At 69.8% G+C, this 12480-nt stretch carries 10 protein-coding genes and 1 pseudogene; 4 read left to right on the top strand and 7 right to left on the bottom strand.

The features are described 5' to 3' along the window. Window positions 1-145: integrase core domain-containing protein (locus tag CEK68_RS18175; RefSeq protein WP_152240214.1), on the top strand; the 145-nt coding region annotated here is incomplete at its 5' end. A gap of 482 nt (window positions 146-627) precedes the next feature. Here CEK68_RS18175 and CEK68_RS18170 read toward each other — a convergent pair. The 4 genes from CEK68_RS18170 to CEK68_RS18155 form a co-directional block, all read right to left on the bottom strand. Further along, a complete protein-coding gene (locus CEK68_RS18170) occupies window positions 628-1377 on the bottom strand; it encodes an XVIPCD domain-containing protein (protein WP_226977949.1) in 750 nt (249 codons plus the stop codon). Between the two features lie 58 nt (window positions 1378-1435). Beyond that, window positions 1436-1858 carry a hypothetical protein gene (locus tag CEK68_RS18165; RefSeq protein ID WP_152240213.1) on the bottom strand — a complete coding sequence of 141 codons (423 nt, stop codon included), beginning with the start codon at window positions 1856-1858 and terminating at the stop codon, window positions 1436-1438. Between the two features lie 79 nt (window positions 1859-1937). Further along, a complete protein-coding gene (locus tag CEK68_RS18160) occupies window positions 1938-2198 on the bottom strand; it encodes a hypothetical protein (protein WP_226977947.1) in 261 nt (86 codons plus the stop codon). A gap of 147 nt (window positions 2199-2345) precedes the next feature. Then, complete coding sequence (locus tag CEK68_RS18155; protein ID WP_152240211.1) at window positions 2346-2807, bottom strand: GNAT family N-acetyltransferase; 462 nt, start codon at window positions 2805-2807, stop codon at window positions 2346-2348. A gap of 227 nt (window positions 2808-3034) precedes the next feature. Between CEK68_RS18155 and CEK68_RS18150 the strand changes: the two genes are divergently transcribed. Beyond that, complete coding sequence (locus tag CEK68_RS18150; protein WP_152240210.1) at window positions 3035-3676, top strand: HD domain-containing protein; 642 nt, start codon at window positions 3035-3037, stop codon at window positions 3674-3676. Window positions 3677-3800: 124 nt separating this feature from the next. Next, window positions 3801-6317, top strand: coding sequence for an excinuclease ABC subunit UvrA (locus tag CEK68_RS18145; protein ID WP_152240209.1), 2517 nt, complete (start codon window positions 3801-3803; stop codon window positions 6315-6317). A 615-nt stretch (window positions 6318-6932) separates the two neighbouring features. Here the strand turns inward: CEK68_RS18145 and CEK68_RS18140 are convergent. The 3 genes and pseudogenes from CEK68_RS18140 to CEK68_RS18130 form a co-directional block, all read right to left on the bottom strand. Further along, window positions 6933-9215 carry a glycoside hydrolase family 3 N-terminal domain-containing protein gene (locus CEK68_RS18140; RefSeq protein ID WP_152240208.1) on the bottom strand — a complete coding sequence of 761 codons (2283 nt, stop codon included), beginning with the start codon at window positions 9213-9215 and terminating at the stop codon, window positions 6933-6935. Between the two features lie 218 nt (window positions 9216-9433). Beyond that, window positions 9434-10024: a hypothetical protein gene (locus tag CEK68_RS18135; RefSeq protein WP_152240207.1), complete on the bottom strand. Its 591-nt coding sequence runs from the start codon at window positions 10022-10024 to the stop codon at window positions 9434-9436. Between the two features lie 32 nt (window positions 10025-10056). After that, a pseudogene (locus CEK68_RS18130) lies at window positions 10057-10529 on the bottom strand (DUF4291 family protein). Window positions 10530-11014: 485 nt separating this feature from the next. Between CEK68_RS18130 and CEK68_RS18125 the strand changes: the two are divergent. After that, the gene (locus tag CEK68_RS18125; protein ID WP_152240206.1) at window positions 11015-12400 is read left to right on the top strand and encodes a DUF763 domain-containing protein; all 1386 of its coding nucleotides are present in this window, start codon (window positions 11015-11017) and stop codon (window positions 12398-12400) included. Window positions 12401-12480: the final 80 nt, after the last annotated feature.

Below are 12480 nucleotides of genomic sequence, written 5' to 3'. Positions count from 1 at the left end.
ATCCTATATCGACTCCACGCAACGCGCCAACGCCTTCTCGGGCTGGCTGCATCATTACAACTGGCATCGACCACACGCCAGCCTCGGCTACAAACCTCCCATCTCCCGAATTCCACTGAACAACGTGGTGGGTTTACACAGCTAGCTGGAAACCGGGGCCTACTTCAGGGAGTTGCTATGCACGTGAAACGTATAGATACGAGCTTCTGGTTCGAGCACCTTAACGGCGTCCGGCTGTACCCCTGAAGAGTAAAGCGCCGCGATACAGGTAGAGTGGCCTTTCGGGTTGCACAGCCGGGTACTGGCGCCAATCGAAGCGTAAACCAGATCGAGTTGGGGGATGTCAGGAAAGTCTTCCATCACCTATCCGCTTTGGGTTACTCCGTTCGCATGTGTGCGCTGGATTCAAGGCTCAATGGTCTCTACAGCAAAGACGGATACAGCATCGTTCGTACTTCTGAATCCTGAGTCGATGTTGCATCCAGCCTCGTGATTAGCCTTTGTACTCGGCGGTGAGGCACGCCTTTGACATGTGCGCACGCTGCTTGGCCGGATCGTTGGCAGCCCCTGCACGATGAAGATGTTTCCGCCAGCGGCGGCGGTCGCGGTCTGCTGGCTGAGCGCAACCTAGTCGACGCTGCTGAAGTGGTGTTGCTTCGCCAGGGCGTACAGGCTGGCGCTGACGCGGTCGTTGTCGGCCGGTTTCAACTGGCCAGGTCCGTTGAGGCCTTGGACCTTGTCGCGGATCTGCTGCAGCAGCGTGTGATCGGGATGGTCGGTGCGCGTGGGATCGGCCGCGGGGGCTGGCGCGCGTTGTTGTTCCTGTTCGCCCGGTGCGTGATACCGCAGTTCCTCGGTGCGTTCCGCCGACAGCATGCGGTGGCCGATGCCCGGTTCGAGGCGTCCGGGGAAGCGCTGCACGGGCACGTCCATCAGCTCGCCGAAGGTGCGGTAGCCGGAGTTGCTGTTGACGGTTTCGCTGAAGACCTTGAAGCCGTAGTTCGGATAGTCGCGGTCCTGGGCGTTGAGTTCCGGCAAGGCGCGCACCGCGGTATTCCAGCGCTCCAGGATCTCGTGCTTGTCGCCCGTGACCACCGTGCGCGTCGGCTGGTCGTCGCGGATGTAGGTGGTACTGTCGACCTTCTCGCCGATGGAGCGGGCATAGGCAGGATCGTGCGGGTGGTGCCAGGCGCGCAGCGAGTGGCGGGTGGCGTCGGTGCCGATGGGGATGGCCTGGCCGGTCTGGCGATCAGTGGCCAGGCCGTGCAGTTCCGCCACGGCCTTGCCGTGTTCATCGCGCAGCACCCAGAAGGCGTGGCCGGCGATGCCGATGACACCGAGCGAGCGGGCTTCGATGGCGTAAGTGGGCATGGTCATGTCCTTCCTTGGTCGCTGTGGTGGCGCGGGGATCAGAACCGCCGTGTCCTATTCGGGCTCACAGCGGCTGCGTGGCGACGCAGCGATCCAACGCGGTCTTGAGATCCTGCATCGCCTTGTCGACGCCCAGGTCGACGAAGTAGGCGCCGGCACCCTTGAGGGCGAGCTTGGCCTGGTTGGCGCCCGGTGGGCGCTCAAGGCGCAGGCGAAAGCCGCTGCGGTTCGTTTCGGGGAAGTCGCCCGATTCCAGGATGCCCTTGGCCGGATCTTCGCGGGTGACCTTGGGCCAGGAGCTGCTGGTCTCGGACAAGGTGGCGATGCTGGATTCGGCGCAATCGAACAGGCGCTGGTTGGGCAGGTCGGCCGGGACGCGCAGCACCGCCGAGGCCATGGGCGTCTTGCGGGCGGCGGCGGGCATGCTGCAGGCGCTGGCGACCAGCCCCAGGCAGGCGAATTGGGCGATGCGGTGCCATGGCGTCATGAGGACGTTCCTTGCGTGGGCGGTGGCGAGCTTCCTGCTCGGCGCATGATGCCGGATGCGGTCTTGGGCTGTTGCGCGGTCAGCGCCGCGCGCGGCGCCAGGCGATCAGGGCCACGGCAGCCAGGGCGGCGACGGTGCCGACGGCGGCGACCTGTGCCGCGCGCTTGGCGCGTTGTTCGCGCAGGCGCAGGGCGTCGCCGCTGGCGTCGTCGGCGGACAGCGGTGAGCGGTACACGCTGTGCGCGGCGGCGCGGCCGGAGATGGCGGCACGGCGCGCGGGTGGGGTCGGGGCACTGTCGGTAGCGGTGTCGTCCACGGCGTGGACGGTGTCGGTGATCATGGTGGGTTGCATCCTCGGCGCTGCGTTCATGCGTGTCTGTCGATCGAGCGGTCGGTTGGTGGCTGACGCCCTATCTTTCCAAGCGCCACGTTAACGCGGCGCGGGGGAAAAGTAATGTGCAGACGCCCGGGTCCCGCTGGCGTTGGCTCAGCCGACCTGGCGGACCATCAGCAACACGCGGGTGCCGTAGGAATCGGCTTCCTGCACGGGCTGCCAGCCGTGGCGGGCGTACAGGCCGCCGTCCAAGTGCTCGGTCTGCAGGTACAGGGCGTCCAGGCCCAGGTCCGCGGCGTCTGCCAGGGCATGGGCAAGCAGGCGACCGGCGATGCCACGTCCGCGATAGGCCGTGTCCACGTACATGCCGCCCAACCAGTATGGGTATTGCGGGAAGGCGTCCATTTCCCGGTCTTTCAGCTGCACCACGGCGATCAGTTCAGGGCCGTCGAAGGCCGCCAGCACGCGCGGCAGGCCGTGCGCATTCGGGGCGCGCTGGAGCTGGCGCAGTTCGTCGTCCAGCGAGAAGCCGGCCTCGCGACCCCAGGCCGCGTGGTACCAGGCGGCGATCTGCGGCAGTTCCGGGACGTGCTGGTCGAGATGGCGGACGTCCATGCGTGCGAGCGTTGCGGTGGTGCGGGAACAGGGAAGTGTAAGCGGGGAACACGCTTGGACCAGTGCAGGGCTGCGCGGCAGCCCGCGTCCGTGCGGGCTGTCGGCCCATCACGCATGCAATGGGACGCGACACGCGGCTTGAACAGCAGCCACGTCCACCCGTATCTCCACGCGCTCACGCCGGCAAGTTTGGCGATAATGCCGGCCTGTTCCGTCAGGATCGCCGCATGACCGCTCTCACCGAACGTTACGCGCGCGCCGTGGACTACGCGCGCATCGCCCACGCCGGCCAGTTCCGCAAGGGCGGCACGGTGCCGTATCTGAGCCACGTACTGGGCGTGTCGACGCTGGTGCTGGAGGCCGGCGGCGACGAGGACCAGGCGATCGCGGCGCTGCTGCACGACGTGGTGGAGGATTGCGGTTCCGGCCATGAGGGCGTGATCCGCGCGCAGTTCGGCGAGGCGGTGGCGGACATGGTGATGGCGTGTACCGACGCCACGGCCGAGCGCAAGGCGGTGCCCGCGGACGTGCCGGCCAAGCGCCGCGACTGGCGCATCCGCAAGCAGGCGTACCTGGCGCACTTGGCCGAGGCCCCGGACGCGGTGCTGCTGGTGTCGGCCTGCGACAAGCTCTACAACGCGCGCAGCATCGTCGCCGACCTGGAAGATCCCGAGGTCGGTGCGGCAGTGTTCGAGCGCTTCACTGCCGGCCGCGACGGCACGCTGTGGTACTACCAGGCGCTGCATGCGATCTACGCCGAACGCGGCGTGGCGGTGCTGCGTGCCTTCGCCAGTGCGGTGACGCGGATGCAGGCGCTGGCCGCGCGCGCCGAGGATGCCGACACGCTGACGGCGCCCGTGGTGGGTTGATCTCCGCCTCAACGGCGCTGCGTGCCGCTACGCTACCGAACACGCCGCAGCAAAGTCGCCGCGACACGCCCATGGCAGCCGACCGGCTAAGCTTGCGCGCTCCTTCGCGTTGCCGGTCCTGCCCATGTCCACGCCTCCCGCTTTCGCCGCTTCCGGCTTCGTGCGCGTCCGTGGCGCGCGCGAGCACAACCTCAAGGATGTGGACGTGGAGCTGCCGCGCGATGCGCTGGTGGTGTTCACCGGCGTGTCTGGTTCGGGCAAGTCGTCGCTGGCGTTCGGCACGCTGTTCGCCGAGGCGCAGCGGCGCTATCTGGATTCGATCTCGCCGTATGCGCGGCGCCTGATCGACCAGGCCGGCGTGGCCGACGTGGACGCCATCGACGGCCTGCCGCCGGCGGTGGCGCTGCAGCAGCATCGCGGTGCGCCGAGCACGCGCTCGTCGGTGGGCAGCGTCACCACCATCTCCAACTCGCTGCGCATGCTGTATTCGCGCGCCGGCACCTATCCGCCGGGGCAGGACATCATCCATGCCGACGGCTTCTCGCCGAACACGCCGGCCGGTGCCTGCCCCACCTGCCATGGGCTGGGGCGCATCTACGACGCGACCGAGGCGTCGATGGTGCCGGACCGTTCGCTGAGCATCCGCGAGCGCGCGGTGGCGGCGTGGCCGCCGGCCTGGCACGGGCAGAACCTGCGCGACATCCTCACCACGCTCGGCCACGATGTCGACGTGCCGTGGGCGAAATTACCGAAGAAGACCCGCGACTGGATCCTGTACACCGACGAGCAACCGACCGTGCCGGTGTATCCCGGCTTCACCCTGGCCGAGACCCAGCGTGCGCTCAAGCGCAAGCAGGAGCCGGCGTACATGGGCACCTTCAGCAGCGCGCGCCGTTACGTGCTGCATACCTTCGCCAGCACGCAGAGCGCGCTGATCAAGAAACGCGTGGCGCAATACCTGATCAGCACCGCGTGCCCCAGCTGCGACGGCAAGCGGCTGCGCCGCGAGGCGCTGTCGGTGACTTTCGCCGGGCTGGATATCGGCGCACTGTCGCAGCGCCCGCTCGGCGAGGTGGTCGACCTGCTGCGGCCCGCGGCGGAAGGCCGCATGCAGGGCCGTTCGCGACATCCGGAACAGGCGCTGGCCGCACAGCGCATCGCCCAGGACCTGCTGGCGCGGATCCAGGTGGTGGAGGCGCTGGGGCTGGGCTATCTGACCCTGGAACGCAGCACGCCGACGCTGTCGCCGGGCGAACTGCAGCGGCTGCGTCTGGCCACGCAGATCCGCTCGCAGCTGTTCGGCGTGGTCTACGTGATGGACGAGCCATCGGCAGGCCTGCATCCGGCCGACACGCAGGCGTTGCTGGGCGCGCTTGACCAGCTCAAGGGCGCGGGCAATTCGTTGTTCGTGGTCGAGCACGAGATCGACGTGATCCGCCATGCCGACTGGATCGTCGATGTCGGCCCCGGTGCCGGCGAGCACGGCGGGCAGGTGCTGTACAGCGGTCCGCCGGCGGGACTGGCGCAGGTGCAGGCCTCGTCCACGCGCCGCTACCTGTTCGCCGAACCGCACGCCGCTGCCCATGCGCCGCGCACGCCGGAGGGCTGGCTGCAGTTGCGCGAGGTCAGCCGCAACAACGTGGTCGCGCTGGACGTGGACATCCCGCTGGGCGTGTTCACCACGGTCACCGGCGTGTCCGGCTCGGGCAAGTCCTCACTGGTCAGCCAGGCGCTGGTGGAATTGCTGGGCACGCAACTGGGGCAGGCGCCGGCCGAGGCGGAGGAGGAGCTGGATCCGTTGGAGCGCGGCGCGCGCGTCGCCACCGATGGCTACATTGCCGGCGGCCTGGAACACGTGCGGCGATTGGTACAGGTGGACCAGGCGCCGATCGGGCGCACGCCGCGCTCCAACCTGGCGACCTACACCGGCCTGTTCGACCATGTGCGCAAGCGTTTTGCGGCCACGCCGGCAGCGCGCAAGCGCAAGTACGACGCCGGGCGCTTTTCGTTCAACGTGGCCAAGGGCCGTTGCGAGACCTGCGAAGGCGAGGGCGCGGTGAGCGTGGAGCTGCTGTTCATGCCTAGCGTGTATGCGCCGTGCCCGACCTGCCATGGCGCGCGCTACAACGCCAAGACGCTGGAGATCGAACTGCGCGGCCAGAACATCGCCCAGGTGCTGCGCATGACCGTGGCGCAGGCGCTGGATTTCTTTGCCGACGATGCGGCGATCGCGCGGCCGCTGCAGGTGCTGATGGAGGTGGGCCTGGGCTATCTGCGCCTGGGCCAGCCGGCCACCGAACTGTCCGGCGGCGAGGCGCAGCGCATCAAGCTGGCCAGCGAACTGCAGCGTGCGCAGCGCCGCGGCACCGTGTACGTGCTGGACGAACCCACCACTGGTCTGCATCCGGCCGACGTGGACACGCTGCTGCGGCAATTGCACGGGCTGGTGGAGGCGGGCAACACCGTGGTGGCGGTGGAGCACGACATGCGCGTGGCCGCGGCCAGCGACTGGATCATCGACATGGGGCCAGGCGCGGGCGGGGCGGGCGGTAAGGTCGTGGCGGCGGGCGTGCCGAGCGTTGTGGCGACGCGTGCAGGCAGCCGAACGGCGCCTTTCCTGGCTGCGGAATTGGCGGGGTAGGCGCGCACGTCGCGGCGCGTGGTCTTCGTCAGTTCCGACACGGCGAGGGCATGTCGGAATGCACGATGATGTAGTCGCAGCGAGCGGAGCCTGCCGGGTGCCTGACCCTGCAAAGCGTCGGGACTGAAGTCCCTCCCACAGTGCACCCGGGTGAGGCTCCGCACGGCTCTGCGGCAAGGGCTCCGTGTAGTCTGAAAGCCGCCTGGAGCCGCTCCCGCAATGAAGTCTCATGCCGCATCGCGCATCGTGACGCGACAGCCCGCAGTGCCGCCGACGTGAAATGCCGCCCACGTTGGCCACGCGCCGGCCACGGTGGCGACCGCGTGGCCGCCACCGCCAGACCCTGCAAAGCGTCGGGACTGAAGTCCCTCCCACAGTGCACCCGGGTAAGGCTCCGCACGGCTCTGCGAGAAGGGCTCCGTGTAGTCTCAAAACCGCCTGGAGCCGCTCCCGCAATGAGGTCCCATGCCGCATCGCGCATTGCGCATCGCGCATCGCGCATCGTGACGCGACAGCCCGCAGTGCCGCCGACGTGAAATGCCGCCCACGTTGGCCACGCGCCGACCGCGGTGGCGACCGCGTGGCCGCCACCGCCAGCGGTTGCCGAGGCGGCGATCAGCCCAGCAGTTCGAAGCTGGCCGTCAGCCCCGGTGCCTGCGCCGAAGGCGCGACCCACAGATCGAACTGGCCCGGTTCCACCGTCGGCTTGAGCGCCTGGCCCACGAACAGCAGATCCTCGCGGCGCAGCACGAAGTCCACGCTGGCGCTGCCGCCGGCCGGCACCGCGACCTTGCGGAAATCCTTCAGTTCGCGCACCGGGCGGGTGATGCTGGCGCTGCGGTCGCGGACGTACAGTTGCACCACTTCCTCGGCGTCGCGGTGGCCGCGGTTGTGGATGCGTGCGGCGACCTTCAGCGTGCCGCCGGCGGCCAGCCGCGACGTGCTCAAGGTCAGTTCGCCGTACTCGATGCGGCCATAGGTCAGGCCGTGGCCGAACGGGAACAACGCGGTGTTGGAGATCGTGCGGTAGTGGGTGGTGAAGGGTGTCAGCGCGTTCGGGCGCGGATCCGGGCGACCGGTGGGCTTGTGCGCGTAGTAGTACGGCGACTGCCCGGATTCGTGCGGGAAGCTCACCGGCAGGCGCCCGGAGGGGCCGTGCACGCCGAGCAGGATGTCGGCCAGCGCCGGGCCGGAGGCCGAGCCGAGGAACCAGCTGACCAGGATCGCCGGCGCGTCCAGTACCGCGCCTTCGAGCACCAGCGCACGGCCATTGCTGAGCACCACCACCACCGGCGTGCCGGTGGCCGCCACGGCGGCCAGCAGCGACTGCTGCGCGCCGGGGATGCTGATGTCGGTGCGCGACTGCGCTTCGCCGGAGTAGCGCAGCGGTTCGCCGATCGCCAGGATCGCCACGTCGGCCGCGGTCGCCGCGGCCACCGCCGCCTGCACGCCGCCGGGCAGTGCGTGTTCGAACGCGCAGCCTTCCACCACCTGCAACGCGGCCGGATCGGCCAATTGCGCGCGCAGGGCCGTGGCCAGGTCGTTGCCGCTGTCGTCGCCGCCGAACAGGGTCCACGGTCCGGCGCTCTCCACCCAGTTGCTGGCCATCGGCCCGATCAGCGCGATGCGCTGGCCCTGGCGCTTGAGCGGCAGCAGTTCGCCCTCGTTCTTGAGCAGCACCACCGATTTGCGTGCGGCCTCGTGCGCCAGTGCCAGCGTCTCCGGGCGCCGCTGCCGCGCCTGCGCGCGCTCGGGCACGATGCGCAGGAACGGGTCGTCGAACAGGCCCAGCGCGGCCTTGAAGCGCAGCACGCGGCGCACCGCGTCGTCCAGCCGCGCCATCGGCACCGCACCGTCGGCGACCAGGCCAGGCAGGTGCTGCAGGTACAGCCCGCTCTGCATGCTGATGTCCACGCCGGCCAGGAACGCCAGCCGCGCCGCGTCGCGCGCATCGCGGGCGTAGCCGTGCGCGACCAGTTCCAGGTCGCCGGTGTAGTCGGAGACGACCAGGCCGCTGTAGTTCCACTCGCCGCGCAGCACCTGGCTCAGCAGCCAGGTGTTGGCGGTGGCGGGCACGCCGGACAGCTCGTTGAAGGAAGCCATGGTGGTCACCGCGCCGGCGCCGAAGGCGGCCTGGAACGGCGGGAAATACACCTCGCGCAGGGTGCGCTCGGAGATGTCGACGGTGTTGTAGTCCAGGCCGGCCTCGGCCGCGCCGTAGGCGGCGAAGTGCTTGGCGCAGGCGGCCAGCGCATCGGCATGGTCGATGCCTTCGCCCTGGAAGCCGCGCACGCGGGCCTCGGCGAAACGCCGGCCCAGCAGCACGTCCTCGCCGCTGCCTTCCACGCCGCGGCCCCAGCGCGCATCGCGGGCGATGTCGACCATCGGCGCGAAGGTCCAGTCGATGCCGACCGCGCTGGCTTCCAGTGCGGCGGCACGCGCGGTGCGTTGCGCCAGCTCCGGCTCGAAGCTGGCGGCTTCGCCCAGCGGCACCGGGAACACGGTGGTGAAGCCGTGGATCACATCGGCGGCGAACAGCATCGGGATCTTCAGCCGGCTCTCCAGCGCGGCCTGCTGCAGTTGCTGGTGCCAGCGCACGTTGGAGCCGTTGAAGATGCCGGTCAGGCGTCCGGCGCGCGCCGCGGCTAACTGGCCCTCGGCGGTGGGGCGCACGTTGACCGGATTGGCGGCGGCCGCCGCATCGGTCTGCTGCGCCGAACCGAACAGGGTCAGCTGCCCGGCCTTCTCTTCCGGCGTCATCCGCGCGATCAGCGCATCGATGAAGGCCGGCGTCTTCGCCGGCGCGCGCGGCAGGGCCAGGCCCATCGGCACGTGCGACAGCAACGCGAACGAACCGGCGCCGAGCAACAGCCCGCGCCGCGTGGTACGAAACGTCATCGGCAAATCCCCTGTTTGGACCCCGATGGTCACGCTACCTCATCGGGAGCGAGAAGTTGTGATGCGGTGCACGATAACCGTGGGTCGGCAGGCGCGCTCCCTGGAACATCACCGTGCAGCCGCGTGATCGCGATGGGGCGACCGGCAGGGGCGATGCCGTCGCCAACGTGGGCGTAGACGTCGCGCTTGGCGCAGCCGCGCCTTGCTTGCTCAGCCCGCTACCAATCCAGCGTTTCCAGAAAGCGCGCGGCCTCGACGTCGCTGCCCAGATAGGCGGCCAGCGACGCGGCGACCGCGTTGCGCGCAGTGGCGCACAGCGCGGCGCTGTCGTCGAATGCGGCATCGCCGAGTTCGGCCATGGTGTTGGCCATGGTCGCCAGACCACCGAATGCGATCTCCAGGCTGGCGGCCAGCGGTCGGGGGCGCCATGCGCCGGCCCCGTGGAACGCGAACAGCACGCCGCCGCTGGCGGTGTCGAGGATGACAGGGTCCGCGCCCTGGTCCGCGATCACCAGCCAGTGGTCGCGCCAGGCGGCAATGGGCTTGCCGTCGATCGCGTTCCAGCGGTAGCCGGCCTGCAGCGCCCACAGCTTGCACAACGGCGGAATGTCGAGCGGGTTGCCGCCGAGTTGCAGCGACAGGCCGGTCGGGCCGGCCGTGGCGTCGCGGATGTCGCCCCATGGCCCCACCTGCGCATAGAAGTCGGCGAGCACCTGTGGCAGCGGCAGCGTGCCCTGCCAGTCGGATGCAGGTTGCGGACGCAGTTCGCCCCAGGAGGCGAGCAGCGTGCGGAGGGTGGCGTAGGACATCGGGCGTGTGGCGACAGTCGACCTGAGGCGCATTATGCCCGGCGCGTGTCGTGCGCCGTGTGCGTGATGCCGTGCCGGCAGTGCCTGCAACGGGCACCTGGCGCGTGCGGCGCTGCGGCCGACGACAGGGCCGGTTGTCCAGCCCGGTGTTCTGCGCCGCGCTGGCTTGCGGCACGTGGACCAGCTCGTGCGGCACCTGCCGCGACGCTGTCGGGGTCCCATTGCAGGCGCACATCGGACCGCTCGATCGCGTCTTTCCACGCGGCCTGACTGGCGAAGCGCGCCGGATCGAAGGTCGACGGGGCCGTGGCACGCAGTAGGGGGTCGAAGCAGGCGCGTGGCAGCCGGATCGCCAGGATCCGCTCCTGCCTTGCTTCTGCGCCCAACCGGCGCGGGACATCATCCACAGGAAATTCGGCTTGATCCAGCTCATCCGGTGGCAGCTGAACTCGCCGCCGAAGCGCTGGTGGTCCATGGCGAACCGCGCAATCGCAGGGCGATCCACCTGGTAGACATCGATCGCATCGGTGTCGAAGCACGACAGGATGTGACGGCCCCGGCACGGCCAGGTGAGCTGCAAGGCAGCGCAAGGAACGGGATGCAGCGTCTCGCAGCCTACCTCGTCGCAACGTCGTCGATCCGCTGCCGCGTCTCCCGTGTCGGCTGGAGGCCGCGCGATGCGTTCGCCTGGATCGGGACGCCAGCCGTAACGCCTCCTGTCAGGGCTGAAGCCTCGATGGCAGGCGCGGTTGCGCGGAGGTGCTTGTCCCCGTGAGGGCGGCGCTGACTCCCTTGGGGATCCAGTTGCCCGTCGGCGTCGTCGAAAGGCATGCGCTGCGGGACACGCAACGAGCAGGGTCGATCCATGCAGCGCCCTGGGTGCTTTCGCGTTTGCGGCCGCACTGAATCACTCAGCCTGCGCTCGCCTCCAGACTCGCGTGCTGAGACCCGCACTGGCTACGCTGGTGCACCCCGTTCCTCGGAGCCCCCATGAGCCGACGTTCCGGCAGCGCCGATCTGCCCCTGCATGGCGGTCGCGTGCCGCACTGGCTGGGCGCGCGCATGACCCGGCTCGGCGCGGTGATGTGCCAGGCCATCGTGCACAGCTATGGCCGCGACGAATTGCTGCGGCGCCTGGCGCATCCGTTCTGGTTCCAGTCGCTGGGGGCGGTGATGGGCATGGACTGGCATTCCTCCGGCATCACCACCAGCGTGCTGGGCGCGCTCAAGCGCGGCCTGGCGCCGCTGTCCGGCGAACTGGGCATCCACGTGTGCGGCGGCCGTGGACGGCATTCGCGGGCCACGCCGGACGAGCTGCAGGCGGTGGGCGAGCGCACCGGCCTGGACGGCGCGGACCTGGCGCGGGTCAGCCGCCTGGTGGCCAAGGTCGACAGCGCCGCGGTGCAGGACGGCTTCGACCTGTACCTGCACGGTTTCATCGTCAGCGACGACGGGCGCTGGGTGGTGGTGCAGCAGGGCATGCACGGTGCGCGCAAGCAGGCACGCCGCTACCACTGGCTGTCGGAAGGCCTGAGCAGCTTCGTCGATGCACCGCATGCGGCGATCGACGGCCCGCGCCAGGGCCACATCGTCAATCTCGCCGATCATCGCGCCGCCGCCGCGCGTGCGGCGCAGGTGGAGCTGTTGCAGACGCTGGCACCGGAGCGCATCGCCCGCGAATACGCCGCGCTGGAGGCCGCGCAGACGCCGGCATCGGCCGCCACGGCGCCGACCCACGCCGCGCAGGGGCGGGGCGCCACCGCGCCGGCCGCCGATGCGCTGTTCGCGGAGACCGGCGACCTGTTCGCGCCGGCGGCCGCCACGGTGCCCGAGCGCCGGCCGGCCGACCTGCCGCATCTGTCGCTGCCCGACCACCACGACGTGCGCGGCAGCGACATCGTGGTGCGGCGACTGCACGGGGCGCTGGCCGCCGCTGCCGAATGCGGTCCGCGCGATTTCGCCGACCTGCTGCAGGTGCCGGGCGTCGGCGCGCGCACGGTGCGCGCGCTGGCGCTGGTGGCCGAGGTGCTGCACGGCGCGCCGTGCCGTTTCAGCGATCCGGCACGGTTCTCGCTGGCCCATGGCGGCAAGGACCGGCATCCGTTCCCGGTGCCGACGAGGGTCTACGACCACACCATCGGCGTGCTCAAGACGGCGGTGGCGCAAGCCAAGCTGGGCCGCGAGGAGAAACTGGACGCGATCCGCCGCCTGGACGCGCAGGCGCGCCTGCTCGAACCGACCGTGCGCGGGCCGTCGGTGGACGACTACATCGCCGAGGAACGCGCGCAGTCGCATGCCTATGGCGGGCGCAGTGTGTTCGGCTGGGAGCCGGTGTCACAGGCGGTCGCGGAGTGGCGCACCGCACGCGCAAAGTAAGAGCTCGGCTAGTGGTCTGAGTGCGACGCGATCGAACCGGCGGTCGGGTGTCGTGCAGGCGTCGACGGCGATTCGCCCGC

Origin of the sequence: Xanthomonas sp. LMG 12461 (assembly GCF_009192935.1) — a bacterium.
In the GTDB taxonomy this organism is placed as follows: domain Bacteria; phylum Pseudomonadota; class Gammaproteobacteria; order Xanthomonadales; family Xanthomonadaceae; genus Xanthomonas_A; species Xanthomonas_A sontii.
Note: the sequence above shows the minus strand (reverse complement) of the source record. Positions and strands in the feature narration are given on the sequence as shown.